The organism is Methylobacterium sp. PvP105 (genome assembly GCF_017876975.1).
GTDB lineage: Bacteria > Pseudomonadota > Alphaproteobacteria > Rhizobiales > Beijerinckiaceae > Methylobacterium > Methylobacterium radiotolerans.
The window spans coordinates 3742239-3767393 of record NZ_JAGIPA010000001.1 but is presented as its reverse complement, the minus strand read 5'-3'; the positions used below and the strand labels follow the sequence as shown (position 1 = coordinate 3767393).

The 25155-nt window shown below is 69.0% G+C and carries 40 protein-coding genes and 1 tRNA gene; 25 read left to right on the top strand and 16 right to left on the bottom strand.

Translation table 11 applies throughout. The features are described from left to right. Positions 1-117: 117 nt before the first annotated feature. From rocF to J3A75_RS18640, 3 genes are all read left to right on the top strand, one after another. Positions 118-1086: an arginase gene (rocF, locus tag J3A75_RS18650; protein WP_209650672.1), complete on the top strand. Its 969-nt coding sequence runs from the start codon at positions 118-120 to the stop codon at positions 1084-1086. Then, on the top strand, positions 1086-1952 hold the full coding sequence (locus J3A75_RS18645) for an urease accessory protein UreD (protein WP_024829792.1): 867 nt from the start codon (positions 1086-1088) through the stop codon (positions 1950-1952). The genes rocF and J3A75_RS18645 overlap by 1 nt, the downstream gene beginning before the upstream one ends. 117 nt (positions 1953-2069) lie before the next feature. Beyond that, positions 2070-2143, top strand: a tRNA-Cys gene (locus J3A75_RS18640). Positions 2144-2166: 23 nt separating this feature from the next. Here the strand turns inward: J3A75_RS18640 and J3A75_RS18635 are convergent. The 5 genes from J3A75_RS18635 to J3A75_RS18615 all read right to left on the bottom strand — a co-directional run bounded on the left by J3A75_RS18635 (position 2167) and on the right by J3A75_RS18615 (position 5261). Further along, positions 2167-3249 carry a tyrosine-type recombinase/integrase gene (locus J3A75_RS18635; protein ID WP_209650671.1) on the bottom strand — a complete coding sequence of 361 codons (1083 nt, stop codon included), beginning with the start codon at positions 3247-3249 and terminating at the stop codon, positions 2167-2169. After that, positions 3246-3521 (bottom strand): XRE family transcriptional regulator, encoded by a 276-nt coding sequence (locus tag J3A75_RS18630; protein ID WP_312892619.1) that lies wholly within the window; start codon positions 3519-3521, stop codon positions 3246-3248. The genes J3A75_RS18635 and J3A75_RS18630 overlap by 4 nt, the downstream gene beginning before the upstream one ends. A gap of 135 nt (positions 3522-3656) precedes the next feature. Next, positions 3657-3848, bottom strand: a complete 192-nt coding sequence (locus J3A75_RS18625; protein WP_209650670.1) for a hypothetical protein — start codon at positions 3846-3848, stop codon at positions 3657-3659. Then, positions 3826-4698: a phosphoadenosine phosphosulfate reductase family protein gene (locus J3A75_RS18620; RefSeq protein WP_312892618.1), complete on the bottom strand. Its 873-nt coding sequence runs from the start codon at positions 4696-4698 to the stop codon at positions 3826-3828. Before J3A75_RS18620 ends, J3A75_RS18625 begins: the two co-directional genes overlap by 23 nt. Continuing rightward, positions 4695-5261, bottom strand: a complete 567-nt coding sequence (locus J3A75_RS18615) for a hypothetical protein (protein WP_209650669.1) — start codon at positions 5259-5261, stop codon at positions 4695-4697. The genes J3A75_RS18620 and J3A75_RS18615 overlap by 4 nt, the downstream gene beginning before the upstream one ends. Positions 5262-5368: 107 nt before the next feature. Between J3A75_RS18615 and J3A75_RS37260 the strand changes: the two genes are divergently transcribed. After that, complete coding sequence (locus J3A75_RS37260; RefSeq protein WP_209650668.1) at positions 5369-6175, top strand: HNH endonuclease; 807 nt, start codon at positions 5369-5371, stop codon at positions 6173-6175. Between the two features lie 179 nt (positions 6176-6354). Here J3A75_RS37260 and J3A75_RS18605 read toward each other — a convergent pair whose 3' ends face one another. The 9 genes from J3A75_RS18605 to J3A75_RS18570 form a co-directional block, all read right to left on the bottom strand. Next, positions 6355-6774: a helix-turn-helix transcriptional regulator gene (locus J3A75_RS18605; protein WP_209650667.1), complete on the bottom strand. Its 420-nt coding sequence runs from the start codon at positions 6772-6774 to the stop codon at positions 6355-6357. Further along, positions 6771-7289 (bottom strand): hypothetical protein, encoded by a 519-nt coding sequence (locus J3A75_RS18600; protein WP_209650666.1) that lies wholly within the window; start codon positions 7287-7289, stop codon positions 6771-6773. Before J3A75_RS18600 ends, J3A75_RS18605 begins: the two co-directional genes overlap by 4 nt. Continuing rightward, complete coding sequence (locus J3A75_RS18595) at positions 7286-7810, bottom strand: hypothetical protein (RefSeq protein WP_209650665.1); 525 nt, start codon at positions 7808-7810, stop codon at positions 7286-7288. Before J3A75_RS18595 ends, J3A75_RS18600 begins: the two co-directional genes overlap by 4 nt. Then, positions 7807-8232, bottom strand: a complete 426-nt coding sequence (locus tag J3A75_RS18590; RefSeq protein ID WP_209650664.1) for a hypothetical protein — start codon at positions 8230-8232, stop codon at positions 7807-7809. Before J3A75_RS18590 ends, J3A75_RS18595 begins: the two co-directional genes overlap by 4 nt. Continuing rightward, positions 8229-9158 carry a phage recombination protein Bet gene (bet, locus tag J3A75_RS18585; RefSeq protein WP_209650663.1) on the bottom strand — a complete coding sequence of 310 codons (930 nt, stop codon included), beginning with the start codon at positions 9156-9158 and terminating at the stop codon, positions 8229-8231. Before bet ends, J3A75_RS18590 begins: the two co-directional genes overlap by 4 nt. 2 nt (positions 9159-9160) lie before the next feature. Then, positions 9161-9646, bottom strand: a complete 486-nt coding sequence (locus J3A75_RS18580) for a siphovirus Gp157 family protein (protein WP_209650662.1) — start codon at positions 9644-9646, stop codon at positions 9161-9163. 41 nt (positions 9647-9687) lie between these two features. After that, on the bottom strand, positions 9688-10080 hold the full coding sequence (locus J3A75_RS18575) for a hypothetical protein (protein WP_209650661.1): 393 nt from the start codon (positions 10078-10080) through the stop codon (positions 9688-9690). A 3-nt stretch (positions 10081-10083) separates the two neighbouring features. Next, the gene (locus J3A75_RS37060) at positions 10084-10215 is read right to left on the bottom strand and encodes a hypothetical protein (RefSeq protein WP_266284678.1); all 132 of its coding nucleotides are present in this window, start codon (positions 10213-10215) and stop codon (positions 10084-10086) included. Between the two features lie 99 nt (positions 10216-10314). Then, positions 10315-10731, bottom strand: coding sequence for a hypothetical protein (locus tag J3A75_RS18570; protein WP_209650660.1), 417 nt, complete (start codon positions 10729-10731; stop codon positions 10315-10317). Positions 10732-10942: 211 nt separating this feature from the next. On the opposite strand from J3A75_RS18570, the gene J3A75_RS18565 reads away from it, so the two are divergent. After that, the gene (locus J3A75_RS18565) at positions 10943-11203 is read left to right on the top strand and encodes a hypothetical protein (protein WP_209650659.1); all 261 of its coding nucleotides are present in this window, start codon (positions 10943-10945) and stop codon (positions 11201-11203) included. Between the two features lie 5 nt (positions 11204-11208). Here the strand turns inward: J3A75_RS18565 and J3A75_RS18560 are convergent, their stop codons facing one another. Continuing rightward, complete coding sequence (locus J3A75_RS18560; RefSeq protein WP_209650658.1) at positions 11209-11919, bottom strand: S24/S26 family peptidase; 711 nt, start codon at positions 11917-11919, stop codon at positions 11209-11211. A gap of 73 nt (positions 11920-11992) precedes the next feature. On the opposite strand from J3A75_RS18560, the gene J3A75_RS18555 reads away from it, so the two are divergent. The 11 genes from J3A75_RS18555 to J3A75_RS18505 all read left to right on the top strand — a co-directional run bounded on the left by J3A75_RS18555 (position 11993) and on the right by J3A75_RS18505 (position 16919). After that, positions 11993-12247, top strand: coding sequence for a hypothetical protein (locus J3A75_RS18555; protein ID WP_209650657.1), 255 nt, complete (start codon positions 11993-11995; stop codon positions 12245-12247). Continuing rightward, a complete protein-coding gene (locus tag J3A75_RS18550) occupies positions 12244-12405 on the top strand; it encodes a hypothetical protein (RefSeq protein WP_209650656.1) in 162 nt (53 codons plus the stop codon). The genes J3A75_RS18555 and J3A75_RS18550 overlap by 4 nt, the downstream gene beginning before the upstream one ends. Then, positions 12402-12635, top strand: a complete 234-nt coding sequence (locus tag J3A75_RS18545; RefSeq protein ID WP_209650655.1) for a hypothetical protein — start codon at positions 12402-12404, stop codon at positions 12633-12635. Before J3A75_RS18550 ends, J3A75_RS18545 begins: the two co-directional genes overlap by 4 nt. Before the next feature lie 354 nt (positions 12636-12989). Then, entirely contained in the window at positions 12990-13385 is a 396-nt protein-coding gene (locus tag J3A75_RS18540) for a hypothetical protein (RefSeq protein WP_209650654.1), read from the top strand. 353 nt (positions 13386-13738) lie between these two features. After that, on the top strand, positions 13739-14065 hold the full coding sequence (locus tag J3A75_RS18535; protein ID WP_209650653.1) for a hypothetical protein: 327 nt from the start codon (positions 13739-13741) through the stop codon (positions 14063-14065). After that, complete coding sequence (locus tag J3A75_RS18530) at positions 14062-14247, top strand: hypothetical protein (protein WP_209650652.1); 186 nt, start codon at positions 14062-14064, stop codon at positions 14245-14247. The genes J3A75_RS18535 and J3A75_RS18530 overlap by 4 nt, the downstream gene beginning before the upstream one ends. A 50-nt stretch (positions 14248-14297) precedes the next feature. Beyond that, on the top strand, positions 14298-14558 hold the full coding sequence (locus tag J3A75_RS18525; protein WP_209650651.1) for a DUF2312 domain-containing protein: 261 nt from the start codon (positions 14298-14300) through the stop codon (positions 14556-14558). A gap of 5 nt (positions 14559-14563) precedes the next feature. Beyond that, positions 14564-14863, top strand: coding sequence for a hypothetical protein (locus tag J3A75_RS18520; protein WP_209650650.1), 300 nt, complete (start codon positions 14564-14566; stop codon positions 14861-14863). Beyond that, the gene (locus J3A75_RS18515; protein WP_209650649.1) at positions 14860-15579 is read left to right on the top strand and encodes a hypothetical protein; all 720 of its coding nucleotides are present in this window, start codon (positions 14860-14862) and stop codon (positions 15577-15579) included. The genes J3A75_RS18520 and J3A75_RS18515 overlap by 4 nt, the downstream gene beginning before the upstream one ends. Further along, entirely contained in the window at positions 15518-16300 is a 783-nt protein-coding gene (locus tag J3A75_RS18510) for a hypothetical protein (protein ID WP_209650648.1), read from the top strand. The genes J3A75_RS18515 and J3A75_RS18510 overlap by 62 nt, the downstream gene beginning before the upstream one ends. Positions 16301-16334: 34 nt before the next feature. After that, on the top strand, positions 16335-16919 hold the full coding sequence (locus J3A75_RS18505) for a transcription termination/antitermination NusG family protein (protein WP_209650647.1): 585 nt from the start codon (positions 16335-16337) through the stop codon (positions 16917-16919). A gap of 76 nt (positions 16920-16995) precedes the next feature. Here J3A75_RS18505 and J3A75_RS18500 read toward each other — a convergent pair whose 3' ends face one another. Beyond that, positions 16996-17391 carry a hypothetical protein gene (locus J3A75_RS18500; RefSeq protein WP_209650646.1) on the bottom strand — a complete coding sequence of 132 codons (396 nt, stop codon included), beginning with the start codon at positions 17389-17391 and terminating at the stop codon, positions 16996-16998. A 512-nt stretch (positions 17392-17903) separates the two neighbouring features. Here J3A75_RS18500 and J3A75_RS36585 point away from each other — a divergent pair. The 9 genes from J3A75_RS36585 to J3A75_RS18460 are packed head-to-tail and all read left to right on the top strand — an operon-like array spanning position 17904 to position 25153. After that, the gene (locus J3A75_RS36585; protein ID WP_245364412.1) at positions 17904-18392 is read left to right on the top strand and encodes a P27 family phage terminase small subunit; all 489 of its coding nucleotides are present in this window, start codon (positions 17904-17906) and stop codon (positions 18390-18392) included. Next, positions 18371-19918 (top strand): terminase TerL endonuclease subunit, encoded by a 1548-nt coding sequence (locus J3A75_RS18495; RefSeq protein WP_312892926.1) that lies wholly within the window; start codon positions 18371-18373, stop codon positions 19916-19918. Before J3A75_RS36585 ends, J3A75_RS18495 begins: the two co-directional genes overlap by 22 nt. Then, entirely contained in the window at positions 19918-21147 is a 1230-nt protein-coding gene (locus J3A75_RS18490; RefSeq protein ID WP_209650644.1) for a phage portal protein, read from the top strand. The genes J3A75_RS18495 and J3A75_RS18490 overlap by 1 nt, the downstream gene beginning before the upstream one ends. Beyond that, positions 21144-21995, top strand: a complete 852-nt coding sequence (locus J3A75_RS18485) for a head maturation protease, ClpP-related (RefSeq protein ID WP_245364413.1) — start codon at positions 21144-21146, stop codon at positions 21993-21995. Before J3A75_RS18490 ends, J3A75_RS18485 begins: the two co-directional genes overlap by 4 nt. 20 nt (positions 21996-22015) lie before the next feature. Beyond that, positions 22016-23230: a phage major capsid protein gene (locus J3A75_RS18480; protein ID WP_209650643.1), complete on the top strand. Its 1215-nt coding sequence runs from the start codon at positions 22016-22018 to the stop codon at positions 23228-23230. Between the two features lie 55 nt (positions 23231-23285). Further along, positions 23286-23471: a hypothetical protein gene (locus J3A75_RS18475; RefSeq protein WP_209650642.1), complete on the top strand. Its 186-nt coding sequence runs from the start codon at positions 23286-23288 to the stop codon at positions 23469-23471. 25 nt (positions 23472-23496) lie between these two features. Further along, a complete protein-coding gene (locus tag J3A75_RS18470; protein ID WP_209650641.1) occupies positions 23497-24129 on the top strand; it encodes a hypothetical protein in 633 nt (210 codons plus the stop codon). After that, positions 24126-24470, top strand: coding sequence for a hypothetical protein (locus J3A75_RS18465; protein WP_209650640.1), 345 nt, complete (start codon positions 24126-24128; stop codon positions 24468-24470). Before J3A75_RS18470 ends, J3A75_RS18465 begins: the two co-directional genes overlap by 4 nt. Continuing rightward, positions 24470-25153: a hypothetical protein gene (locus J3A75_RS18460; RefSeq protein WP_209650639.1), complete on the top strand. Its 684-nt coding sequence runs from the start codon at positions 24470-24472 to the stop codon at positions 25151-25153. The genes J3A75_RS18465 and J3A75_RS18460 overlap by 1 nt, the downstream gene beginning before the upstream one ends. Positions 25154-25155 lie beyond the last annotated feature (2 nt).

Sequence of the window (25155 nt, the reverse complement as noted above, 5' to 3'; positions counted from 1 at the left end):
CCGTCACGGATCTTGCTGGCCGATCCGGTCTCGCGGTCACCGTCATCGGACGGTTATGAGTCCGGATGGTAGAGCGGCCGCGGAGCACCGGTGCTCCGGGACGGCGATGGAGGTGTGATGAGCGGCGAAGCCCTGCCGGACGCGGCGCGCAGCATCGCGCTGATCGGAGCGCCGATCGAGGTCGGCACCAGCGAGCCCGGCGCCCTCATGGGACCGGCGGCCCTGCGCACGGCCGGTCTCGTCCGGGCGCTCGCCGAACTCGGCCACGCGATCGCGGATCGCGGCGACGTGGTCCCGGACGGGCCCGCCGGGACGCGCGGGCTCGAGGGTGTCGCCGCCTGGACGCGGGCCGTGTCCAGGGCCGTGGGGGACGCCCTCGACGCGGGGGCGCTCCCGCTGACCGCCGGCGGCGATCACAGCCTGTCCCTGGGCTCCGTCGACGGGGTGCTGCGGCACTGCGCGCGGCGCGGCCAGCCCGTCTTCGTGCTCTGGCTCGACGCCCACGCCGACTTCAACACGCCGGCGACCTCCCCCTCCGGCAACGTCCACGGCATGCCGCTCGCCGCCCTGTGCGGGGAGCCGGGATTCCCGTCCCTGTTCGCCGAGCCGGCACCGGCGCCCCTGCCGCCCGCCCATGTCCACCTGTTCGGCCTCCGGTCGATCGACGCCGGCGAGCGCGCCCTCGTGACGGCGCGCCGGGTCGGCGTCACCGACATGCGCACGATCGACGAGTTCGGAGTCGTGGCGCCCCTGCGGCGGGTGCTCGACCGCGTCGCCGCGCAGGGGGCGCATCTCCATGTCAGCCTCGACATCGACTTCCTCGATCCGTCGATCGCCCCGGCCGTGGGCACCACCGTTCCGGGCGGCGCGACCTTCCGGGAGGCGCACCTGATCATGGAGATGCTCCACGATTCCGGGCTGGTCCGCTCCCTCGACGTGGTGGAACTCAACCCCTTCCTGGACGAGCGCGGCCGCAGCGCCCGGGTCTTGGTCGAGCTGGTGGCGAGCCTGTTCGGCCGGCGCATCCTCGACCGGCCGACCGGGCCGATCGAGGCCGTGGCCGCAGAGCCGGCCGGACGCGCCTGATGCACGGCCCCCTCGCTCCCGCACCCTCGCCCGAGAGGCTCGGGGCCGCGCCCGCGCGCCAGCGCTCCGACGGGCGCGTCCGGCTGCGCGTCGGGCCGGCCCGTCCGGGCGGCGGGACGCGCATCCTGGATCTCGCGGAAGCCGGGCCGTCGCGTCTGCGCTTCCCGCGGGGGACCGGCGCGCTGGAGGCGGTCCTCGTCAACACGGCGGGCGGCGTGGCCTGCGGCGACAGCTTCGCCATCGACCTCGCCCTGGAACCGGGGGCCGACCTGGTGCTGACCACCACGGCGGCCGAGAAGATCTACCGCTCGGACGGCCCCGTGAGCCGCATCGCCAACACCCTGACCCTCGGGGAGGGGGCCGGCCTCGCCTGGCTGCCGCAGGAGACGATCCTGTTCGATCGGGCCCGGGTGCGGCGGCGCTTCGAGGCCGATCTCGCCGACGGCGCCGCGCTGATCGCCGCGGAGGTCGTCGCGTTCGGCCGCGCCGCCCGGGGCGAGCGGATCGTCGACGGTCTGTTCGCGGATTCCTGGCGGATCCGCCGAGGCGGGCGGCTCGCCTACGCCGACAGCGTCCTGCTGGAGGGGCCGATCAGCGACCACCTCGCCCGCCCGGCCATCGGCGGCGGCGCCCGCGCCTGCGCGACGATCCTCGACGTCTCGCCCGGCGCGGAGGCGCGCCTCGAGGAGGCGCGGGCCCGTCTGGCCGAGGCCGCCTCGCCCGGAACGACGGCGGCGGCGAGCGCCTGGAACGGCCATCTGGCGGTCCGCGCGCTGGGGGACGCGGTCGGACCCCTGCGCGGGCTCGTCGCCCGCTTCCTCGCGGGCTACCGGGCCCTGCCGATGCCCCGGGTCTGGCAGAGCTGACGCGGTCCGCACAATCGGGGCCTCGGGGCCGTTGCCTGCGACCGCCGACCTCTGCTAGAGACGCGCACCCGGAGGTGTCCGCCAAGCTCCGGACGGGACGGCAGCGCCGTTCGGGAAGGCCTCGTGGCGGAGTGGTTACGCAGAGGACTGCAAATCCTTGCACCCCGGTTCGATTCCGGGCGAGGCCTCCATCCCACCTCTAAAGCACTTGTAACTAAAGCGTTTCGTCCTCGGTTTGGGGGCGATTTCCGCTTTGGGTTGGGGCTTGCTTCGGCCGCAGCTTGGAATTTGCGGCGTCGTTGAGCAGCCGCTGGGCGGCCTCGCGGGTGTACCTCTCGACCTCGGCCAGCGACTTGTGGCCGGTGATGCTGGCGATCTCGTGCGGCGTGCATCCGGCCTCGGCGAGGCGCCGGGCCGCAGCCTTGCGCAGGCCGTGGGTGACGCATTCCTCCGGCAGACCGGCAGCGCCGATCGCATCGGCCATCTTGTTGCCGAGCCCCTTGGTGCTGAAGGCGTTGCCATGCGCCGTGTAGAGGATCGACTTCGGCCCCTTCGGCCACGCTGCCAGGATGCTCAGCAGCTCGTCGTGTAGGCCCAGATCCAGCTTCGTGCCGGTCTTGTCCTGTGTGACGGAGATCCGATGGCCGTCCAGGCTCACGTCGGCCCAGGACATGCGAGCCACGTCGGACACGCGCTGGCCGGTGTAGAGCAGCAGAGCGAACGCCGTGCGCTGCTGCGAGCCTACAGGCCAGTGCGCCTCGAAGGTATCGATCTCGGTCTCCGTCCAGGTGTGGTGCGCGCCCTCCTTGAGCTTCTTGATATGAAGCGTCGGGTCGTCCTTCCGGTAGCCGTGCGCGATGGCGAACCGGAGCAGGATCCGCAGCTTCTTGAGCGCGTCGTTTGCGGCGGATGGCGTCTCGACGCGCTTCGCCATGATCCGCTCGACCATGGGGCGCTGCATGCCAGCCACGGGCCGGTGCCCGATGTTCTCCAGCTTCACCAGCCGCTCGATCGCGAGACGATAGGCGCGCTTCGTCGGCGCCTTGAGCGTCAGGAAGCCCGTGCTCTCGAAATACTCGGAGATCAGCCGGTCGAAGGTCCCCGGCTCGCCGCGCTTCTTCGCCTCGGCCTCGGCCGGCTTGGCATCCATGGCGGCCGCGTAGGCGTCCAGGAAGGGCTGAGAGCCAGGTAGCCCCGGCAGGGGGATCCGCTTCCCGCCCGCGCGGCGGAAGTAGTAGCGCATCGTCCCGTGCCGGTCGCGAAACCGGTCGATGTACGGCAGACGGATCCGGCTCACTGCCAATCTTCCCAGCCGTCCGTGTCGCCTACCGCGACGCCGCGCTCGGGCAGCACCGCGAAGAAGGCGTCCACCTTCACCCGATCCCAGATCACGCGGGCGTTGACGAGCTTGGGCGGCGGCATCCTGCCGTCCTTCACCATCTCGTCGAACAGCGGAGCCGACACGCCGACGTAAGCGGCCGCCTCCTGCCGAGAAAGGCCGCGCGGCGGGAACGGCAGCGGCGGCCGGCACGGAGCGTCCTGCGTGGTGTCTGCCGGCCTACGGGGCACCTCGTGCTCCTGTGTTCTCAGATCGAAAATCGGGAAGCCCCCCTGCTGCGCGGACGGCAGGCGCCAGCTGGTAGCCAACGAAGGCAGAGGACGCTTCGGTGTAGGCGAGCAGACCGGCGGCCAGGGCGAGGGAGGTCATGCGGCCTCCCGAGCAGCGCGCAGCGTCTCGGCGAGGCTGTCGCGTAGCGCTGCGCAGTAGGCCTCGTGAGCGTCCTCAAGCTCGGCGAGGGCTTCCGAGCAGGACTGGTCAGCCATCCACCAGAGGGCGGCGTTGCAGAACCGCTCCTTGGCCTCGGCGCGGGCGTCAGTCTGTGCAGGCGCAGTCAAGGGACTCCTCCTGCGGCTCGAAGGTGAGGAGGTCGCCTTGGTCCTGCGACAGGCGCAGCAGCTCGGCGTAGGACGGGCGGTCCTTGCGGAAGTAGGCGAAGTCGCCCGGCCGCTTGGTGCTCGCGAACCGACGTTCCTGGGCGATCCACCAGTCGGCCAAATCGGGACGATCCCGCAGGATGCCGACGATAGTCGCGGCGCCCTTGAGGAAGCACAGATCGCAATTGCCGTGCGGCGTCTTCCCGCCGACGTTCTCCAGGCGCAGGTCGAAGGACTGCCGGGCCCACCACGCCGCCACATCCCGACGGGCAACGCCAGCGTCGGCCAGCGGCATCATGGGGCGGCCGAAGTTCTTTCCATCCTTCCCGCTGGCTGCCCGGGCGTGCTGCTTGGCGACCCGATCGGGCTCATCCGCCCGTAGGCCGACGACGTTCGCCCAGGTCGCGAACCCGAGGATATGCCGGGCGTAGGCCTGCAGCCGCTTGATCTTGCTGTCGATCGTGCAGAACCGCATCACCGGGTTGGCAAGCATCTGCCGCTGAGCCAGAACCGCGGCAAGCGGCTCACCATCGCGCCCGGCGCTGTTGTGATTGACGATGGCCGTCTTGTGCGGTGCCTCCGGATCGAACTCCAACCAGACGATCGGCACGCCCCAGCGCTCGGAGCACTCCTGCACGAAGTCCAAGGTCTCCGGCATCTCCCGGCCGGTGTTGGCGAAGGCGACATGCACATCCGCCGGAAGCGTGCCGCCGTGCGCGTCGAGGATGTGCTTCAGCATGTAGCCGGAGGTCCGGCCGCCGCTGAAGCTGATGAGTGCCGGGCCCTGGATGAGGTACGGGTTCTCGCTCACGCCGCCCTCCCATTCTCGTCCTCACCCGCCTTCTTGGTGACCAGGGCATCGGTGGCGGGGAGAGCGGCAGCCGCGACGTCGCGCGGCCACGCCCAGATCTTCATGCGGCGCCCGGATCGGCCGGTGCGCGCGTCGGTGCCGCCGCCACCACCACGGCCGACAAGCAGCCAGCCGTCGAAGCGGTAAAGGTCGCCCGAGTGCATGGCCTCGTCCTGGTAGGAGACCGCGAGCGCGCGACCGTGGGCGGCGGCGATCGCTGGGAACAGCATCTCGCGCCACAGGCGGAGCATGGGCCGGCAGAGCCCGGGCCGGGCCGCGCAGAGGCGCACGAGCTCGACGCACGCCGCCCGGCGGATCCCGGTCTGCCCGACCACCTCTCGAACTGTCTCGCCCGCAGCTGCGACCGCGACCGGTTCGCCACGCTCGAACATCGCGTGATGCGCCTCGAAGGCGTAGGCCGGGCGCTGATACGGGCCCATGCGGTGACCCCAGCGCACGAGGAGCCGGTTTAGCTCCGCGCGGTCGACCGCCTCGATGTGCTGGACGGGAGCGACGAGCATCATGCGACGAGTTCTGAAAGCGCAAATTTGTGAGAATCGGCGATGTATCTGCAGCGAATTTTCAACCTCAAGCAGTCAAGCTTAGTTCGTTGAGAACTTGGAATAGCACCATGCCTGCTTGGCCATTTGAGATTGGGCGCACCTACAATCGGCGCGCCGACATCCATCGCCGATTTGATGGTCAGCAGCAGGGAGGCATCATCACGCCTGCTGCGCATCCGCTCGTCATCATAATCACCGGCGAGGAGGGGCGCCGTCATGGGTATGAGGATCGCCTCCGTGATGACGGTGTCTTCGAGTACTTCGGAGAAGGTCAGATCGGCCCAATGACGATGGATGCCGGAAATCGCGCTGTACTCCTGCACTCGGCCACCGGCGAGAGCCTTCTGCTCTTTAAGAAGCAACGCGACGGACGACTGCAGTATCAAGGAGAATGGGTTTGTCAGGGCTACCAAGAGCGCCAAGCCCCGGACAGCCTGGAAGAAATGCGCCTGGCGTTCGTCTTCGAACTTCGCCCACTCCAGGCGCTCTTGGACAATGTTGAGATTGAGCCTGAAGACGTTCCTCTCGAGGAGTTGAGAGAACGAGCATTCGCTTCTGTTCGCCCTCCTGAGGGACCGGTACCTGCGCGCAGGAACATCTATCAGCGTAGTAATGACGTCCGTGCTTATATACTCGCGAGGGCTGGCATCAGCTGTGAGGGCTGCGGAGAAAATGCACCCTTCAATCGACCGGATGGCAGCCCATACCTGGAGCCTCACCATCTTCGGCGGCTGAGTGACGGAGGCCCCGATGACCCACGGTTCGTCATCGGTCTCTGCCCAACCTGTCATCGCAGGGCGCATTATTCGGTTGATGGTGTTAGATACAACGCTGAACTTATGGCAAGAATGCCGAACATTGAGCGCATGAACTAATATCTGCAGCAGCAACTGTATTTTTAAGTCGTGATGTCCTGAGGCTCTAAGCCGACAGACCACTTCGCCAAGCTGCGTCTGGCTTAGGCCGGCGGCGACGCGGGGGGGCCTGCCGCGGCCGCCGTCAATCTTGTCCATAGGCCGGGCGCGCTTCGGCCCCTGGATCGCAAGGGCGGCGTTCATGGGCACACCGCGGCGAGCGCGGCGCGGCGCTCGTCCTCGGATGCTGCGCGGAATCGGTTCAGCAGCACGCGCTCGTCGGCCGTCGCCGCAACGGCGGCCATGTCCAGCCCGTCGATCAGCGCGATGTCGAAGCCGTAGAGGTCCGCGATCTTGGTGCGCATCTCGGGCGGGACGGTCTGCTTGGCGCGCTCCCACTTCGAGAGAAGGGCTTGCGAGATCCCGAGCTGCCGGGCGGCCTCGACCTGGAGCATGCCCTTCCGCAGGCGCGGCTCGCGGATGAGGCGGGCAACGCGCAGGCGCTCGGCCTGCTCGAGGCGGCCGTCCACCCGCTGCGGGCGAGGCCCGGCCTCGTAGCGCGGCCGCGACGGACCGCGGGGCGCCGGCTGGCGCAGGAATGCGAGCTCGGTAACGCTCATCGGCGCGGCTCCGTGAAGGTGTTGCGGGGAAGGCCGGCGAGCTTGCTCGGGACCCGGCAGGGCGAAGGCTTGTCGGCGGGCCGGCCGGGCAGGCCGCGGCCCTGGATCGTCTTCTGCGGCGGCTGCCAGCGGTCCGGCTTCGGCGCCCACCGCGCGATGCTCGGATCGTCGGGGGCGATCTCGCCGCGTTCGATCCGCTTCTCGACGAGCTGCCGCGTCTTCCGCATCTCGCCAACATCGCTGCCGGCGGTGGTGGCGCCGGTACCGCGGGTCTTCACCGCATGCCGCGCCTTCGGCCGCCAGACGAGATACCTGGGGTCGTGCTGGTGCGGGCGGTGCTCGCCGGTGGCGGGATCCACGTCGCGGAGCCCGAGGGCCGGCTCGTGGTCGAGCTCCAGTTCCACGGGCTCGCTGACTGCCACCATGCCCAGGCGCTTCATCAGCTCGGCGATCTGGCGCTTGGACGCCTCGAGCTGCTTCGCGAGCGGCACGGCGCGGCGGGGCTCGGCCTTCATGCCGCCCTCCCGACGTTCGCGCTGAGCGCCGAGGCCGGGACGCCGATCAGGTCGGCCACCACCTCAAGGCAGCCCTGCTTGGACCGCTGGAAATCCTCGCGGCCCATGGCCCGCAGTGACTGCGACATGGCCCGCAGATGCCGGACGACGTTCCGGCGGACCTCGGTCACGCTGTACGGGTCGAGGCTGGCGATGACGGTCGCGAGGCGCTGAGCCTCGGCCTGCGAGCCGCAGACGTGCTCGGTGACCGTGGCGAAGCCGGCCTTGATGAGGGCGAACTTCCGCAAGGCCTCGGCGGTCGGGAAGCGCTCGGCCAGGTGCTCGGGCAGCGTGCGCCATGCGTCGCCGATCTCGGCGAACTGGTGCCCGTGCGACGCCTTGGAGCGCTGCTCCTCCGGGACGAGGTTGCGGATCTCGCCGATGGCGTAGTGCTTGTCGGCGACCCGCTGCCAGTGCGGGGTGAGCGGCGCCCAACCCTCGCCCGTGTAGCGGTGCGGGATTGGCGGAACGACGTCCGTCACAGCGCGCCTCCAGCGTTCGAGAAGAGGTCGATCTGGCCCGGGAGCGCGGCGGGCCGCGTCGGCGAGCGGCGGGCCGGCGCGGCCGCGGCGGGTGCGTCCGCGAACAGCATCGAGCGGTAGACCGGGGACTGATGGGCGTGCTTCGTCCGGTCCGTCCGGCAGGCGCGGACCCGCCCAGTGCGGACGATCACGCCGTCCCGAATGGCGCGCGCCCAGACGCTGCCGGCAGCGTTGAAATGCTGGGCCCGGACCGTCAGGATCGGCAGCACGTCGTCCACGTGAACGGTCGACTGCCTGCGCGCGACGGCTAGGATGGCGGCGTACAGCGCCGGGGCGTACTCGGGCTGGTCGCGGCGTTCAGCCTCGGCTGCGGCCTCCATGCCGGCATCGCGCCGGGCTTGGGCGTCGGTGAGGGCGCTCACGAGCTCGCCCCCCGCTGCGCCGCCTCGATCGCCTTCTTCGTCTCCAGCGGATCGCGCGAGGTGTCGCGGCCCCACCACTCGCGCAGGCCGTGCCGGTTCTGCATCTGCCAGGCGCGCACGGCCGCCGGGTCGCCGGCGAGGGCCTTGAGGTGCTCCCGCACGCGGTCGGCGATGCGGCCGATCTCAACGGGCTCTAGCGGCGTGTTCGGCCCGAACTGGAAGAGGATCGTCCGGCCGGCGCCGATGCGCTCCAGCCGCTCCTGCGTGGCGCCCTCGGCTGCTGCCTCGGACGGCAGGACCTCGGAGGCCCGGCTCCGATCCATCTCCTCGGCCGCGTAGACGTTCGCGAGATCGTCCGGCCACGCCTTGCGCAGCGCCAGCGCCTCGGCGACCTTCGCCAGCATCAGCCGGGGCATCTTCCCCCAGTTGCCGGACGTATCGAGCGTCTGCCGACCGGTCGGGCGGCGCTTTCCGTCCTCGCCGGGCGCCCACTCCTCCTTAATCGGGGCGTACTCGTCCCAGTAGGCCGAGGCCGTGACCCGGTGCCACGCTCCGTGTGCGTGCTTGTAGACGCGCACGGTAGCCTTCACGAGACCGGCCGGGTTGGTCGGGCCCTTCGCCTCGGGATCGACCTCGAAGGACGGCTCGTCCTCGTCCGGCCGGTAGGCGCCAGTCCGGTCCGCGATCGCGCGAAAGCCGTCGATCGCCACGATGATCGACATCCGCCGACGGTCCGGCTTGTCCTTGTTGTAGACGAAGGCGAAGATCTGCCGGCGCAGCGGATCCAGGCGCAGATGCCGGGCGGTGTGGACGAAGAGGTTGAACTCGTCGTCGTTGGTGTCGGCGGCGACCGTCCGGCGGATCAGCGCGACCGCCTTGGCGTCGTAGGCGGCCACGGCCGCGGGCATGGTGACGACGTTCGACACGCTCAGGCCCTCCGGATGCTGATGGTGGTGCCGCCGTTGCTCAGGCTGGCGCCGGGCACGTCCCGGCCTTCCTTCAGCGCGGCGAGCAGGGCGCGGCGGTCGAGCTTCGGCGGCTGCGGCTGCCAAAACTCAGCGGGGATGTCCGCGATTTCACCCTCGACGACCTTCTGAGCGACCGGACGCAGGGTGACAGTGCCGCCGTCCGTCTCGATCGTGGGCCGGCCCGAGATCTCCAGGGCCTGCACAAGCAGCCGGCGCTTGAACTCGGCGCGCTCGCCGTACAGCGCGACACGCTGCGCGATCTGGTCCTGATAGGCCTTCAGGCCGACGGCGTGCGCCTCGTCCTCGCCGATGGCGTGCACCAGCGTGGAGACGAGGCCGTCGAGGTCGGTTTCCCCCTCGAGCGAGTCTCGGATGAAGAGCTCGTCACCCTGCGCGAGGTCGGAGAGGTGCTCCCGCAGGACGCGGGCGGCCTCCAGTTCCTTCACGGCGTCACGGGCGATGTCCGGGCGGCGGCGAGCGGCACCCATCAGAGAGCACCGACGCTGGCCGTGGCGGGCAGACGCTCCGCCGGCGCCGCCAGCCGCGCATCCTTGTCGTTCCGGCCGAGCCGGATCTGCATCGCCAGGGCAAGCGAGAGGCTGGTGACGGCGCCCGCGTGGGGCTCGCCCAGCATCACCGCATGGGCGGCCTGCTGGTAGGCGTACTCGGCCTGCTGCGCGATCTTGTTGATCCGCTTCAGGCGCTCGTCGGGAAGGCCCTTGCCGAAGGCAGCGGACCGGGCGCCGTCGTCGATGTCCTGGAGGAGCTTCTGCCGGGCCGCGATGGCGATCAGCAGATCCTCATAGGCCGCATCGGCCTTCTCGCGCAGCGTGGGCGCGTCGGCGGCGTGCGGCTGGTCGGTGGCGGTGAGGAGGCACATGGCTCAGATCGCTCCATGCAGGCGGAGGAAGCAGGCTGCGCCGATGCCGATGCCGGCCACGACGTAGAGGGTGAGGCCGGCGGCGAGGCCGCGGGCGGTCGCGTCCGGCAGGACGTCCGCGAGGAAGGCGCGCATGACGGCTCCGGAGGCTCAGGCTGGGAGGAAGGCGGCGCTCGCGGCGGCGGCCGTGAACAGGGCGGCCACGGCGATGAGGGTCAGGATCTCGACCACGGCTCAGGCCGCCGGCTTGAGGTCGGAGACGATGGCGGCGCGCTCGGCGGTGTTGTCGGCCAGCCGGTGCACGTGCACCTCGGTGGCACCCTTGCTGCGGGCCTTGGCGGTCCAGCGCTGGAGGGTGTCGGCGTCGAGGCCGGACACAGCGCTGATCAGCTCGGCGATGCCGCCCTTGTCGCGACCGACGGCGATGCAGACCGCCTCGGCGCCCTCGTCAGCCTCGAAGCCAACGATCGGATGCACGCCGACGACGTAGCGACGGCCGGACCGACCACGCCAGGCAGAGAGCGGGAGAGCCGGCGTGCCCCGCAGGCCCGCCGTAGTCTTCAAGCGTTCCTCGCGCACGTCGTGCCTCCGCTGCCTGTCGGACTTCAGGTCGCGAAGGGCGGCGGCCCAGCTCATCGTGCGGTTGGACATGGGCGGCTCCATCGCGTCGGGCGATGAAGAAACGCTACATGACGTAGCGATCGCGGTCAACACGCCATGTAGCGATATTGCGATCGTCGGGGTTCGGCGAACTGGGAGTAGCGGCCCGCTATCCACATTCGTCCACAGGTAACAGAAAGTTTGTTCTTGCTATGTTCCGATCCTGAGGCGGATCATCTCGGCGTCGTTCCGGAGGAGCCCGATGCCGAGTACCGAGCGCTACGCTTTCCAGACGTTCAAGAAGATGCCGACGGGCAATTTCAGCCCGGGACGATCCATCCCGTGCAAGACGCTACAGGAAGCGCTCAAGAAGGCAGAGCAGAGCTGCACCGGGAAAGTGGATCACGGTGCTGCCGCATATGTCCTCACAGGCGACGAGGATATCGGCGAGACCGAAGGGCCTAAGACTGTTGGCGTCTATGGCGCTTGCCCGCCGGAACTCACGGACGATCTTCCGTTCTGATCGTCCTATTCGGCAGCTTGAGTCGCAGCCTGCGTCGCAGCTTGCGAGATCTGCGACCAGCTTCGGGCATGCACGGTGCTGATGATGCCCGAAGCCCATTTGATCCGCGCGTCAGAGATCAGCGGCGCGTTGAAGCTCTCGAGGTGGAAGCGGCCCTTCTTGGAGCCCTGCAGGATCCGCTTCAGGTAGCGATCGCCCGTTCCGGTCATCACGACCGCATAGAGGCCCACGAGCCGTTCCGGGTTCTCGCCGTGCTTGGAGCAGAGCACGACGTCGTCGGGATCAAACTTCGGATAGCCCGAGGTGCCACTAACGCGGAAGGCAATGGTGCCTTCCTCGACAGGAAACGGGACCGAGATCTCGTAGAGGTCGGCGCCGTCGGGGAGCTGCTCGGATGCAGTCTCGATAAGGCCGCCGGCGCTGACCAAGCCTTTCACGCCGACGATGTTCTGCCCTTCGACCACGCGCACGGGCGCATCTGTGTCGCCGAAAAGGATGCCGCGAGCGGTGACGTCCACGCCGTCGAAGCGGAAGCGTGCAGCGTAGCGCTCGGCGTCGTCCTGGCCAATCGTCCGGGTTCCGCCTTCATGAGCGCGGTACGAACTCTCGGGCCACTCGTTCTGGATCGCGGCATCGCGCGCCGACCGATAGCCGGCAGCGGCACGAGCCGCCTTCAGGCGAAGCCCCTGGTCCTTCCTGATCTTCTTCACGTCCATGCCACGCAGCGTAGCGACCCGAACGCTACGTGCTGTGTTGACGAGCGTCGCTACCTGATGTAGCGATTGGAGCATGGACACGTTCTCCGATGTCATAGACGCCCTTGGCGTTTCAGCGGTCTCCGAGATCCTCGGCATTCCGGAGAACCACGTCCGGACGCTCAAGGCGCGTGACAGCATCCCGGCTGGCTACTTCAAGCGCCTGGTCGATGCGAAAGCCGGACGCTCGGCGGGCGTGACCTTCGAGCTGCTCTACCGCCTTCACGAAGAGCGTGCCGGCCGTCGCTCAGCCAAGTCGCCGCCCGAGCCTCAGGCGATCGCATCATGATCTGGGCAGCCCTGCCCATCATGATGCTCGCGGCCTTCGCAGCCCTGCCGACGATCGGTGAGGACGGCGAGGATGGCCGCTCGATCTCGCAGCATGCGGCGGGATCGCTTTTCGCGGTCGCCGCGGCCCTCTTCGTCGGCGCGCAGGTGCTGGCATGAAGACGCTGGCGAACACGCCCGAGCGCATCGCCCGCGAACTCAGCGACGGCGCACAGGTCGAGATCACCCACGCCCACGGCCGCACGTACCTCCGCATCAAGCCGAAGGGCGCGCGGTGCTGGTGCTCGGCCCCGGTCGATCTCGAGAGTGCCGAGATCCTGGCCGGTCGCTGGGCTCTCATGAACAGCGTCGAGCGCGCGGCCCGCGCCGCCAAGCAGCGGGAGGGCTGAAATGCTCGCCGATCTCGTCTGCCTCGGCATCGCACTCCTTCCGCAGATCAGCCTGCTGTTCTGGTCGCCCGCGACCGCGCGGGTTGCTGTCGGAGGCCGCCGCTGATGCGCGCATCGCTCCCCTTCCAGACCCCGCGACAGGGGCTCACCACTACTTCCGACCTGTCGCGGCTACTCGCTCGGCCCACAACGCCCACCGGGCCGAGCCTTTCTCTTCCGCAGATCCGCGACGCTAGCTGCCCCGCTGGCCCGTCGCGGAGGGCTCTCGGCCGTCCTTCGGTCGCTCGTGTTCAGCCGAGAGCCCGCGCCTCTTCACCGCGTACCTGCGCCCAGTCGGCGCTCTCTCACCGGAGCATGCGCCGCGTGACGCAAGATGCCCCTGACCTATCCGCCTTGGCCGCCGCGGCCCGGGTCGCCGCCGATGACGCGCTCGCCCTTGCGGCGCGCACGGATCACCTGACGCACCTGTGCGGCGAGAGCGCTGGCGACTGCCAGCGCGGCATGGCCGACGCGATCCGCGCCCATGCGGAGGATCTGGATCGCGGTGCGGTGTTCCTGGAGCGCTGCTCGACTGTCCCCGAGCTGCCCGCCCTGATCTCGGCCATGGAGGCCGGGATCACCTTCGTTCCGACCTCGGCCACCTCCGTCCGGTCGGTTGTCGTTGTGGGCCAGGACGAAGCCGCCAACCGCTCGCCGCTTCGCCATCGCGTTGCCGCGGGCCTTCGCCGCCGCCTGCGCGGGGGCGCCTGAGATGATCTCGTCCGTCGTCATGGCCGCGCCGACCAGTCTCCGTGCCACCGGAAACTGTATCGCGCGCGCTGTCATGTCGTCGTCAACGGCTCGAAATGAGCTGTGCATCGTAGTTCCTCCGTCGCCCTTGCCGCGAAGCCGCCAAGCAATCGGCCTGGGCGCCTGTGTTCCTGAGTTTCGTCTCCTGTTCGACCAAGACCGGCGCTCCGGCCCGCTCCACTCTTTGAGCACGGAGCGCAGTCTTGGATCGTCCAATCGCTGTTCGGAAACGGACAATGCATAGCGCAGCCAGCATCACCCTCCCGATCCTCGGTGCGCTCGTTGAGCGTGCCTCGCGTCGCGCTGGTTCGCGGATGAGCGCCTACGACGACGTGGGCCGCACCATCGGCGAGACCGGTTCCTGGGTCCGCAAATTCCTCGGCCGTCAGCCCGTCCGGCTCGACGCCGACACGTACCTCGCGATCAAGGCCGCCTACGCCCGCGAATGCGAGCGCCTTGAGGCAGAGGCCGCCACAGAACGCGCGCGGTTCTTCGCGCTGGGAGGGAGGCTCGATGCGATGGCTTCAACGGAAGCTCGATCTGCTCGCCTGGAGACGAGCGGCAACTCTTCAGGCGCGCGGTCACCCGCTCCCCTGGTGGTTGCGCGCGTGGCTCCGGTGGTGGACGAGAAGCGGCGATGACTGAGCCGGTCACCGTCGTTCATCGCATCGTCCTGCACCGCTGGCGTGCCGGCGAGAACAGCGCGGACATCGCCAAGGCGGTGTCCCTGACCGAGCAGCAGGTGCTGCACGTGATCTGGGCCGAGCGCGCCGAACGGCAGCGCCGGGACGCCGCGCTCGCGGCGCGCCCCTGGGCCTCCTGACCTTCGCCGCGGCGGGCGGCTCCCGCCATCACCGCCACGAGGCCGAACCCATGGCACAGCCCGACGTGTCGTCAGCCGAAGGCGTCGCCGCCGACGAGCTCAAGCAGTTCATCGAGCGTCTGGAGCGTCTTGAGGAGGAGAAGGCCGGCATCATGGGCGACATCAAGGAGGTGTTCGCCGAGCTGGCCGGGCGCGGATTCGACAAGAAGGCCATCCGGGAGATCCTGAAGATCCGCAAGGAGGAGCACGCCGCCCGTCAGGAGCGCGAGGCGATCGTCGAGCTCTACATGCAAGCCCTCGGCATGGTCTGAGCGCCATGGCTGAGCACCCGATCCTCTCCCTGTTCCTGGCCGAGGCCGAGAGTGGTCGGGCCACCGCCCGCTCTCTCGCGGTGCTCTACGCCCTCATCATCGCCGGTGGTGACCACGTGCACCACGGCGACTGGATCCGGGTGAACGAGGCCGTCAACGCGGCGCTCGGCTTCCGCACGCCGAAGCAGAACGACGCCTTCCGCCGGCTGGCTTGGTCGATCGTCGACGCGACGACCGAGCGGCAGCACGCCGTGCTGGGGCTGACGGCGGCGAGCGCCCACGAGGCACCGAGGGCCGTGCAGTGACGCTCACGGCCGACTGGATCGACACCATGCTGGAGAGCGGCATCCCCGCCGAGCAGGTCCTGTCGGCCGTGCGCGGCATGCTGGTGCGTGAGCAGGAGCGCGCCGCGGCCATCGCTGACGAGCGGGCCGAGCGGAAGCGTGAGGGCAATCGGATCCGTCAGGCCCGCTTCTACGATCGGCACCACCGCCGCCCGACGGAGGACGACGAGCCGACCAATCCTAACGGTTCTAACGGCGTTAGTGGCGTTAAAACGCGTGAGGAGCGTGAGGCCCCTAAAAGGTCCCCCGCACCCCCTAAAACTACACCCCCAGAAGATTCCCCCTCGGACCCTAAAGGGTCCTCTGCCCCCAAGGGGGCGAACCGGCAGCGGGGCACCCGCATCCCGGACGATTTCGCCAGCACCGACGAAGCCCGCGGCGTCTGCGCCGAGATGGGCCTGACCGGTCCCGAGGTCGACGAGGCACTCGCCGAGTTCAGCGATTACTGGCGCGGCGTCCCCGGTGTCCGGGGCACGAAGCTCGACTGGCCGGCGACCCTCCGCAACCGGCTCCGCGAGATTGGCCGCCGCCGGCCATCCGCCCGAGCCAGCCCCCAGAAATCCCGATCCTCGAACGGCTTCTACGACCTGCTCCGCGAAGATTTCGGAGGCCCCGATGACCAGCGTTCAGACCCGCACCGTCAGCACCTCCGTATCGCCGCCGGAGGCCGCCACTAGGCCGCTGCTCGACCTCGTCAGCCGGTTCACGAATCGCCTCGAGGACGGCGACCGGCCGGGTCACAAGCTGATCAGCGCGGGGCTTGCGCCGCGAGGCGCCGAGCGGGCCATGCTGGAGAACCGGAAGCAGTATCTGCTCACCAGCCTGACCCCGCCCGGCAGCGAGGACGACCGCCGCGCGCTGGCGAAGATCATCGCCGCGCTGCTGGGCGCCTTCCCGACCTACGGCGCTGACCGCGAGGACGCGAAGGCGACCGTGGGCCTGATCTGCCGGGCGCTCGACGATGTCCCGCTCTGGGCTGTTCAGCGCGCAGCCGGGCACTTCTTGAAGGGCTCGACGAAGACCCGCTGGAATCCGGACCGCGCCCCGACCCCGCCGCAGATCCGCGCCGAGGCGAAGCTGCTGGTGCTGGATGTGGAGAGCGAGCTGCATCGGCTCGGCCAGGTGCTCGACGCCGAGCTGGTCGACAACGACACCACCGAGGACGAGCGGCGCGCGGCGGTAGCGGCCTGGGACCAGATCAAGGCCGGCATGGGCCGCACCAACGTCCTGCACGAGCGCACGGATGAGGAGATCGCCCTGGAGAGGTCGGAGCAGCGGCGCGCCAACGACCGATTCCGCCAGCGCGATGATCGCACCAAGCGCCGCCTCCAGGCCGAGATCGATGCCGCCCTCCAGTCCGGCGGCGAGCCCTTCGAGGGCGTCGAGCGCACTGCCTGACACCACCGTCGCGTAACCCACAGAGGCCGCCGAGATGAGCAGACGCCAAGCCGCTTTCGCACAGGCCGCCGGTGAGCCGAATCCGCTCACATGGCATGTTGCGGTGACGAACTATGGCTGTGAGCTTCGAGTTCGCGAGCAGATGGCCGAGCGCGGCATCGACACGATCATTCCCATGGTCAGGTTCTGGCGCGTGAAGAATCGGCAGCGGAGCGTCGCCGAGCGCCCTCTTATGGCTCGGACCGTCATCTTCGGCATCGATCACAGCACCCAGAGCTTGATGGATCGCGAGATGGGTCACGAGTGGGTTGGTGAGGGCGAAGATCGGCGCCTCGTGCCGACAGGGCGCACAGGGCGCCTGATTCCCATCCGCGGTCTGGAGCGCATTGCCCGTGGGACGGACGACTGCTGGGCCGTCATGCCGGAGGCCCAAGCCTTTAAGCTACGCTTCAGCATCCTGCGCGGCGACTTCGACGCCACGCTGCGTCAGAGCAACCCGGCATGGGAACTGCCGCCCATGATCCAGTGGCTTCTTGAGCGTGGAGAGATCCCGCGGGATGGAGTGCTGACCCACAAGGAGGCGCGTCGCAGAGGATTGAACTTCTCTGCTGCCGCGTGATATCTAGAGATGTACCGCACGGATGACGGTGTTGCAGATTTGCAACCGTCAGCCGTGCGTTAGCTTTGCGGCTAGATCAGTAGAGATCGACGTAGCCGCGCGTTCCGTCCTTCCAGTGCTCCTCGATCGCGCGATGAACGCGGCCGACCCAGGACTGGTCACCAGCGGCGGCCTTGCCGACATAGCCGTTCCCGGCATTGAGCGTGTCGAGGCGGAAGCGAACGCCCGTCAGGTTCTGACTGCCGATATCGTCGGACAGCACCACGTCGCCGTTGTCCATGACGCGGATCTGTCGGTCCGCGCTGTCGTCCTTTGACGCGATCAGATCCTTGACGCTGTCCACGGTCAGCGAACCCGGATCGTTGAGGTTGATCATCGGCTGCTCCTGTTGAGCCCCCGCCTGCTGCGGATCGGCCTCATAGGCGGGGTGGACGACGTGTTGCAAGGGCGCCAGCGGAGGAGCGATGCTCATGTCTGAGCCCCGCTTCGGATCAGAAGCAGACCGTCAGCACGATGCCCGTCGCCGTGACACCCAGCCCTGGCGCCGCTGGTACCACACAGCCCGATGGCGCCGACTCAGGGCCGGCCAGCTGACCCGCCAGCCCCTGTGCGAGAGATGCAAGGGCCGAGGCGTCCTGACCCCCGCCACCGTGTGCCACCACGTCGTGCCGCACCGAGGGGATGAGAGGCTGTTCTGGTCGGGCCCCTTCGCCTCATCCTGTGCTGACTGCCACGATGTGGACGAGCAGCGCATCGAGCGAGGCGGCCAAGCCCGGCAGACCGTGGGCGAGGATGGCTGGCCTATCGAGTAGGCGCCTATGCGGGGCTGAGCGATAGGCCGCTGCGGGCCCGATACGGGGCAAAGGGTCAGATACCGGACAAGGGTGGGGGCGGGTCGAAAGTCTGAGGCCTAGGGGGCGGCAACCGGTCTGGGACCCCAAAACGAAACGCCGCAGGTTTTCAGCAAATATCCGGACCGTGACCATGGGCGCTCGAGGACCGCGCAAGAAGCTCGCCGAACTAGCCCGTCTCGATGGGAATCCGGGCAAGCGGCCGTTCGTCGACCCGAACGTCAGCGCACTGGGCGATGTGTTCGTGCCCGAGCACCTGCACGAGGACGCGCAGGCCTGCATCGAGGTGATCCGGGGCTCGATGCCGCCGAAGGTCTACGCGGCCCTCGACAGTTTCCTCCTGTCCGGCTTCGCCACCGCCTGGGCGGTCCACAAGCGGGCCGCGCACGAGGTCAGCAACCCCGGGTTCCAGTGGACCGTGGTCAACGGCGCCGGGAGCCTCGCGAAGAACCCATGGCTGAACATCTTGAGCGGCGCGCTGCGCGATATGATGGCAGCGGGCGACCGGCTCGGGCTCGACCCCAAGGCGCGCGCCGCGCTCAAGCTCCCCGCGGAGCAGCCGGCAAGCAAGTTCTCCGGCCTGATCGCGCAGCCCGGGTCATCCGCTTCGTCGAGGCACTGACCGTCCCGAGCGGAGAAGGGCAGGGCGGGCCGTTCAAGCTGCGGCCCTGGCAGAAGCGCTTCATCCGGGACGTCTACGAGCCGCACGGTCTCGACAACCGGCGCCGCGTCCGGCGCGCCATCCTGTCGATCGCCCGGAAGAACGGGAAGACGGCCCTGATCGCGGCCCTGGTGCTGGTGCACCTCGTGGGTCCGGAAGCGATCGCGAACGGCGAGATCTACTCGGCGGCCAACGACCGCGAACAGGCCGCCCAGGTGTTCAAGGTGGCGGCGCAGATCGTGCGGGCCGACCCGGAGCTCGCCGCGCTGTGCCGCGTGGTGGACTCCACGAAGCACATCTCCTGCTACTCGAACGGGAGCTTCTACAAGGCGGTGTCGGCCGAGGCCGGCACGAAGCACGGCCTCAATCCGTCGCTGGTGATCTTCGACGAGCTCGCTCAGGCGCGGAATCGCGAGCTGTACGATGTGCTCGACACCTCCATGGGGGCCCGGGCCGAGCCGCTGTTCATCACGATCAGCACGCAGAGCAACGACCCGGAGCACATCCTGTCGAAGCTCATCGACGATGGGCTGGCCGGCGCGGACCCGACCATCGTCTGCCACCTCTACGCGGTGCCGGAGGAGACTCCGGTCGAGGAGCTGTTCACCGAGAAGGCCTGGAAGCTGGCGAACCCGGCGCTCGGCGACTTCCGGTCCCTGGAGGATCTGCGGACGCTCGCCGCCAAGGCGCAGCGGATGCCGGCCGAGGAGCCGAAATTCCGCAACCTCTACCTCAACCAGCGCGTCGCGCCGGTGTCGTCGTTGATCAGCCGGGTGGAGTGGACGGCCTGCGCGGGCGCGGCCGAGATCGAGGACGGCGCCGAGGTGTATCTGGCGCTCGACATGTCGGCGATCCTCGACCTCACGGCCCTCGCGATGGGCACGGCGGGCGAGCGCACGCGGGTCCGGGCCACGTTCTGGAAGCCGGACGACCTGCTGCGAGAGCACAGCCGCCGGGATTTCGGCTCGGGGCACCTGCGCTACGAGGAATGGGCGAAGGCGGGGCACATTCTGCGCTCGCCGGGCCGCTCTATCGACCCGGCGGCGGTCGCCCTGCACATCGCGGGGCTGGTGCAGCGGTTCCGGGTGCTCGGGCTGGCCTACGATCGCTGGCGCATCGACACGCTGCGGCGCGAGTTCGACCGGATCGGGCTCGCCACCTACCTCGACGGCGAGAAGGGCGACGGCCTCCGGCTGATCCCGTGGGGCCAGGGCTTCAAGGACATGGCGCCGGCGATCGACGCGCTGGAGCAAGCCGTGATCGAGCGGAAGCTGGAGCACCCGGCCAACCCGGTGCTCACCTGGAACATGGCGAACGCCGTCGCGGTCACGGACCCAGCCGGCAACCGCAAGATCGACAAGGACAAGGCCCGGTTCCGCATCGACGGCGCGGTCGCGCTCGCGATGCTGATGGGCCTGAAGTCGCGAGACCGGAAGGACGAGCCCGTGAACCTCGACGACTTCCTCAGTAACGCGGTCTTCGTGTGATGCGGTGGCTCCGCTGGCTTGGCCGGCGCGTGACGGCGCGGGATGGCGACTTCTGGTCGGACTACCACGGCACCGACAGCTGGTCGGGCGAGCGCGTCACGGTCCAAGGCGCGATGAATCTGTCGGCGTTCTGGGCCTGCGCTCGGATCACCGCTCAGACTATCGCGACGCTGCCGATCACGGTCTACGAGCGGAAGTCGAATGGCGACCGTGTGCCGGCCCCGGACCATCCGCTGTATCGGCTCCTGCGTGACACTCCGAACGCCGATCAGACCGCCGTCGAGTTCTGGGAGGGGCGCGTCCTGGGGCTCTGCACAACCGGAAATGGGTTCGCAGAAAAGGTCTCATCGGGCCGGACTCTGATCGCGCTCAACGCAATGCCCGCCGACACCGCGGTCGACGAGCAGCAGGACGGCTCGCTGCGCTACCGCTTCGTCGACCGCGGCAAGGAAGTGACCCTTCCAGAGGAGAAAGTGTTCCACGTCCGGGCATTTGGCGACGGGCGTTCAGGCATGTCGCCCGTGGCATACGCGCGGCAGACGCTCGGGATCGCGATGGCCACCGACAAGGCGGCCGGACAGCTGTTCTCGAAGGGGATGCGGGCCAAGGGCTTCTTCACCTTCCCGTCGCAGCTGACCTCCGAGCAGAGAGAGCAGGCGCGCAAGAACTTCGCCGAGCGCTACAGCGGTTCGGACGCGCCGGGAGTGGGCATCCTCGAGGCGGGCGTCGCCTTCCAGCCCGTGAACATCTCGCCGCACGATGCCGAGTTGATCCTGTCGCGGAAGTTCAATGTCGAGGAGATCTGCCGCTGGCTCGGGGTCCCGCCCATCGTGATCGGGCACTCGGCCGAGGGTCAGACGATGTGGGGCTCCGGGGTGGAGCACATCATGCAGTCCTGGCTAACGCTCGGGCTGCGGCCGTACCTCAAGCGGATCGAGCAGGCGATATCGAAGCGGCTGCTGACCCCGGAGGAGCAGCGACGCTTCTTCGCCGAGTTCAACGTCGAGGGGCTGCTCCGTGCAGACAGCGCCGGCCGGATGAAATTCTACCAGGGCGCGATTCAGAACGCGATCATGACGCCCAACCAAGCCCGCGCGAAGGAGAACATGGAGCAGATGGAGGGCGGCGATCAGCTGCTGGTGAACTCCACGCTCATCCCGCTTGCACTCGCCGGCCAGCAGCGGCCGAGCAACCAGGGGAGCGGCACCCGGGCCGCTGACGACGAATGACCATCCGCCAGCTTCCGCGGGCGCCGCTCGCCGCCACCCCCGCCGCAGTCCGCTCCGACATCCTGCCGGGCGCCATGGACCGATGGCACACTGGGATCCGTGCCGCGGCCGGGAACGACGAGAATACCATCTCGATCTTCGACCCGATCGGCGCCGACTGGTTCGGCGAAGGTGTGACGGCGAAGCGGGTCGCGGGCGCGCTGCGGGCAATCAAGGGCGACGAGATCACCGTCCAGATTAACTCGCCCGGAGGGGACGTGTTCGAGGGGCTGGCGATCTACAATCTGCTGGCCGAGGACGAGCGGCGCGTGACGGTGAAGGTGTTGGGCCTCGCCGCCTCGGCGGCCTCATTCATCGCCATGGCCGGAGACGACGTTCAGGTGGCTCGCAGCGGCTTCCTGATGATCCACAACGCCTGGGTGATGGCGCTCGGCAACCGGCACGATCTGCGGGACGCGGCCGACACCCTGGAGCCGTTCGATGCCGCTCTGTCGGACATCTACGCGACCCGCACCGGTCTCTCGGCCGACGAGATCGCCGCGATGATGGACAAGGAGACCTGGATGAACGGCAGCGATGCTGTCGCCAAGGGCTTCGCCGACGGCCTTCTGGCTTCCGATGCGGTGAAAGAAGAGAAGGGGGGCAGGGCCTCCGCGCTTTCCCGCATTGATCGCCTTCTGGCCAAAGCCGAGGTGCCGCGCACCGAGCGCCGCGCCTTGATCAAGGAATTGACCGCCACGCCGAGCGCTGGCGGTCAGGGCACGCCGAGCGCTGCCGACGCCGTCGATGACGACGGCACCACCGCCGTGAGCCTCGCGCTCGCTCGGCTGAAGCTCACCCGGGCCTGAGGCGCCCAGGAGACACCATCATGGCTGACGAAACCCGCGACCTGCTTAAGCAGGTCTCCAACGAGCTCGTGCGTGTGAGCGACGAGTTCACCAAGAAGGCCGACGAGGCCATGCGTGAAGTCAGGGCGGCGGGCAATCTGTCCACCGAGACCAAGGCGGCCGTTGACCAGCTCGCCACGGCGCAGACCACCCTCACGGGCATGGTCGACGATCTGAAAGCCCGCCTCGGGGAGGTCGAGCAGAAGAACGCCCGCCGTGGTGGCGGCGGCGCGGAACCGCGCAAGTCGGTCGGCGCCCAGCTGGTCGAGGCCGAGGGCGTCAAGTCCTTCGCCGCGAGCGTCCAGGGCGGCCGCCGCGTCTCGGTTCCGGTGAAGAATGCGACGCTCAGCACGAATATCCCCGAGGGTGTCGTCGAGCCGCAGCGCCTGCCCGGCATCGACGTGATGCCCAAGCAGCGCCTCTTCATCCGCGACCTGATCGCGCCGGGTCGCACGACCAGCCCGGCCATCTTCTGGGTGCAGCAGACGGGCTTCACGAACGCGGCCAAGATCGTCCCGGAGGGGACCCCCAAGCCCTACTCGGACATCCAGTTCGACACCAAGATCACGCCGGTCGCCACGATCGCACACATGTTCAAGGCGTCGAAGCAGATCCTGGACGACTTCGCGCAGCTGCAGTCCACGGTCGACGCCGAGATGCGGTACGGTCTGAAGTACGTCGAGGAGCAGGAGATCCTGTTCGGCTCGGGCGCCTCCGGCCACCTGCACGGTATCGTCCCGCAGGCCTCTGCGTTCTCCCCGGCATTCGCGCCGACCGCGCGGACGGAGATCGACGATCTGCGCCTCGCGATCCTGCAGGCGCAGCTCGCGCGCCTGCCCGTCGACGGCTTCGTGGTCCACTTCACCGACTGGGCCAAGATGGAGCTCACCAAAGACGACAGCGGCCAGTACATCCTGGCGAATCCGCTGCGTCTCGCTGGCCCGACCCTCTGGGGCCTACCGGTCGTGGCGACCGAAGCCCCCGAGTTCGAGGGCGAGTTCCTGGCTGGCGCGTTCCAGACCGGCGCTCAGCTGTTCGACCGCGAGGACGCGAACGTCGTCATCTCGACCGAGAACGTCGACGACTTCGAGAAGAACATGGTCTCGATCCGCTGCGAGGAGCGCCTGGCGCTCGCCGTGAAGCGGCCCGAGGCTTTCGTCACCGGCGCCTTCGGCGCGGCCGTCGCGGCCGGCTGATCGCCTCACGTAGCGGGGCGACCAATCCCGGTCGCCCCGTCACCAGGAGGGTGACATGCAACTCAAGGCTCTGCGCACCTTTCGCCACGGCTCGACCACGTTCCGGCGTGGCGCTTCCGTCACCATGCTGAGCGCGCCCGTGGTCAAGGATCTTACGGCCGCCGGGCTGATCGAGGAGGTGAAGCCGGCAACCCCGCCCAAGCCGGCCGAGAAGCCCGTCAAGCCGGCCAAGGCCGACTGAGCGCTGAAGGCACGAGGGCGCCACCGTGGCCGCGACTATCATCACGCCGCCGCAGCCGATCATCTCGGCCGCGGACGCGAAGGCATGGGCGCCGGTCCTTGCCGAAGACGCCGAGGCGCGCATCGAGGCGCTGCTCGCCGTCGCGCAGGCGGGGATCGAGCCCCCGCTCGGCTGGGTCGGCCGGGCCTTCGGCGTCCAGACGCTGGAGGTGGTCTTCGACCGCTTCCGCGACCCGTGCCTGTTCCTGCCGTACCCGCCGCTCCGGAAGGTGATCTCGGTCACCTACGAGGGCGCCGACGGCGAGCAGCAGGAGATCGCGGCGGCCGACCTGCGCGTGCTCGGCCTCGGCACCACCACGGGGTCGATCGCGCCGAAGGGCAGCGCGTCCTGGCCGGCGGCCGCCCGCGGCCCGGAGGCGGTGCGCGTGCGCTTCGAGGCCGGGTACGATGCCGACGACCTGCGGCTCGCGCCGGCGCGGCAGGCCGTTGTGCTCGCGGCGACGCATCTGCGCTCGCTCGGCAGCCAGGATCTGGCCCTACGCAGCGATGAGGTCGAGGGCATCGGCACGAAGACGTGGACCGTGTCCGACGTGGCGCAGAAGCTGATCCAGACCACCGTCGACAGTCTGCTCGCGCCCTACAAGGTCTGGGCGCTGTGACGCCGGCGGACGCCATCGCCAGCCTCGACCGGCAGATTGCCGAGCACGGCCAGAGCGTGAGCCTGCGCCGCGTCGTGGCGAACGCGCCGGCCTTGGAGAAGGGCTGCAAGGCGTGGGTCCGGGGCTACAGGCCCAATGAGCTCGTTGGCGGCCTCCAGCAGGGCGACACGCTGCTGATCTTCAGCCCGACCGACCTGCCGGCCGAGTTCGTCGAGGAGCCGCTGGAGCGCGGCGACGGTATCAAGGTGGATGGCCTGCTGCGCACCGTACAGTTCACCGATCCGGTGCGCCTCAAAGACGTGCTGGTGCGGCTCAACGTGACGGTGAGGGGCGGGAACTGATGGCGCGCGCCACGCGCCTCCGCCCGCTCTCGCGCGATCTCACGCTCGCCGTGCAGCGCGCGCTCGCCCCGCAGGAGCGTCAGCGGCTGATCGCCAGCGCGGCGCGGCGCGTGCTGGCCGAGACCCAGGCGCAGAACGCCCGGGCGATCGGTCGAACCCCGCCGCACGACACCTTCGTGGACGGGCGCGCCGAGGCGCCCCTGGAATCGGTGAACCCGGACCGGGGCGAGATCGTCTTCCGGTTCAGCCTCGCGACCGAGCTGTTCGAGTGGATCGACGAGCAGCTCATCATCCACTCGCCGGTGGGCCGCACACCGAAGAGCCCGCAGTACAGCAAGAGCCACGTGTTCTTCGCGGACGGCGAGCAGGCCGACCCCGCGGCGCCGGTCTCCGGCGAGGTATTCGTGTTCCTCTCGACCGTGCCCTACGCGCGGAAGATCGAGCGCGGGCTGTCCCCGCAGGCGCCGGAGGGCGTCTACGAGGTGGTCGCCGCCCTAGCGCAGCGCCGTTTCGGCAACCTCGCCCGGATCCGCTTCACCTTCCGCTCCTTCCAGGAAGGCGCGATCGTCTACAACGTCGGGAAGTACGAGCTCCGCCAGAAGTTCGGGCGCGCCGCGGCGCACGACATCATCAAGCGCGAGCGCGACACCCGGCAGCCCGCCATCGTCATCACGATGCGCTGACG

Excerpts from the sequence above, each read along its gene's own strand:
- rocF (WP_209650672.1), top strand. The coding sequence starts at position 118 with ATGAGCGGCGAAGCCCTGCCGGACGCGGCGCGCAGCATCGCGCTGATC.
- J3A75_RS18645 (WP_024829792.1), top strand. The coding sequence starts at position 1,086 with ATGCACGGCCCCCTCGCTCCCGCACCCTCGCCCGAGAGGCTCGGGGCC.
- J3A75_RS18615 (WP_209650669.1), bottom strand. The coding sequence starts at position 5,261 with ATGATGCTCGTCGCTCCCGTCCAGCACATCGAGGCGGTCGACCGCGCG.
- J3A75_RS37260 (WP_209650668.1), top strand. The coding sequence starts at position 5,369 with ATGCCTGCTTGGCCATTTGAGATTGGGCGCACCTACAATCGGCGCGCC.
- J3A75_RS18605 (WP_209650667.1), bottom strand. The coding sequence starts at position 6,774 with ATGAGCGTTACCGAGCTCGCATTCCTGCGCCAGCCGGCGCCCCGCGGT.
- J3A75_RS18600 (WP_209650666.1), bottom strand. The coding sequence starts at position 7,289 with ATGAAGGCCGAGCCCCGCCGCGCCGTGCCGCTCGCGAAGCAGCTCGAG.
- J3A75_RS18575 (WP_209650661.1), bottom strand. The coding sequence starts at position 10,080 with ATGTGCCTCCTCACCGCCACCGACCAGCCGCACGCCGCCGACGCGCCC.
- J3A75_RS37060 (WP_266284678.1), bottom strand. The coding sequence starts at position 10,215 with ATGCGCGCCTTCCTCGCGGACGTCCTGCCGGACGCGACCGCCCGCGGC.
- J3A75_RS18570 (WP_209650660.1), bottom strand. The coding sequence starts at position 10,731 with ATGTCCAACCGCACGATGAGCTGGGCCGCCGCCCTTCGCGACCTGAAG.
- J3A75_RS18565 (WP_209650659.1), top strand. The coding sequence starts at position 10,943 with ATGCCGAGTACCGAGCGCTACGCTTTCCAGACGTTCAAGAAGATGCCG.
- J3A75_RS18560 (WP_209650658.1), bottom strand. The coding sequence starts at position 11,919 with ATGGACGTGAAGAAGATCAGGAAGGACCAGGGGCTTCGCCTGAAGGCG.
- J3A75_RS18555 (WP_209650657.1), top strand. The coding sequence starts at position 11,993 with ATGGACACGTTCTCCGATGTCATAGACGCCCTTGGCGTTTCAGCGGTC.
- J3A75_RS18550 (WP_209650656.1), top strand. The coding sequence starts at position 12,244 with ATGATCTGGGCAGCCCTGCCCATCATGATGCTCGCGGCCTTCGCAGCC.
- J3A75_RS18545 (WP_209650655.1), top strand. The coding sequence starts at position 12,402 with ATGAAGACGCTGGCGAACACGCCCGAGCGCATCGCCCGCGAACTCAGC.
- J3A75_RS18540 (WP_209650654.1), top strand. The coding sequence starts at position 12,990 with ATGCGCCGCGTGACGCAAGATGCCCCTGACCTATCCGCCTTGGCCGCC.
- J3A75_RS18535 (WP_209650653.1), top strand. The coding sequence starts at position 13,739 with ATGAGCGCCTACGACGACGTGGGCCGCACCATCGGCGAGACCGGTTCC.
- J3A75_RS18530 (WP_209650652.1), top strand. The coding sequence starts at position 14,062 with ATGACTGAGCCGGTCACCGTCGTTCATCGCATCGTCCTGCACCGCTGG.
- J3A75_RS18525 (WP_209650651.1), top strand. The coding sequence starts at position 14,298 with ATGGCACAGCCCGACGTGTCGTCAGCCGAAGGCGTCGCCGCCGACGAG.
- J3A75_RS18520 (WP_209650650.1), top strand. The coding sequence starts at position 14,564 with ATGGCTGAGCACCCGATCCTCTCCCTGTTCCTGGCCGAGGCCGAGAGT.
- J3A75_RS18510 (WP_209650648.1), top strand. The coding sequence starts at position 15,518 with ATGACCAGCGTTCAGACCCGCACCGTCAGCACCTCCGTATCGCCGCCG.
- J3A75_RS18505 (WP_209650647.1), top strand. The coding sequence starts at position 16,335 with ATGAGCAGACGCCAAGCCGCTTTCGCACAGGCCGCCGGTGAGCCGAAT.
- J3A75_RS18500 (WP_209650646.1), bottom strand. The coding sequence starts at position 17,391 with ATGAGCATCGCTCCTCCGCTGGCGCCCTTGCAACACGTCGTCCACCCC.
- J3A75_RS36585 (WP_245364412.1), top strand. The coding sequence starts at position 17,904 with ATGGGCGCTCGAGGACCGCGCAAGAAGCTCGCCGAACTAGCCCGTCTC.
- J3A75_RS18490 (WP_209650644.1), top strand. The coding sequence starts at position 19,918 with ATGCGGTGGCTCCGCTGGCTTGGCCGGCGCGTGACGGCGCGGGATGGC.
- J3A75_RS18485 (WP_245364413.1), top strand. The coding sequence starts at position 21,144 with ATGACCATCCGCCAGCTTCCGCGGGCGCCGCTCGCCGCCACCCCCGCC.
- J3A75_RS18480 (WP_209650643.1), top strand. The coding sequence starts at position 22,016 with ATGGCTGACGAAACCCGCGACCTGCTTAAGCAGGTCTCCAACGAGCTC.
- J3A75_RS18475 (WP_209650642.1), top strand. The coding sequence starts at position 23,286 with ATGCAACTCAAGGCTCTGCGCACCTTTCGCCACGGCTCGACCACGTTC.
- J3A75_RS18460 (WP_209650639.1), top strand. The coding sequence starts at position 24,470 with ATGGCGCGCGCCACGCGCCTCCGCCCGCTCTCGCGCGATCTCACGCTC.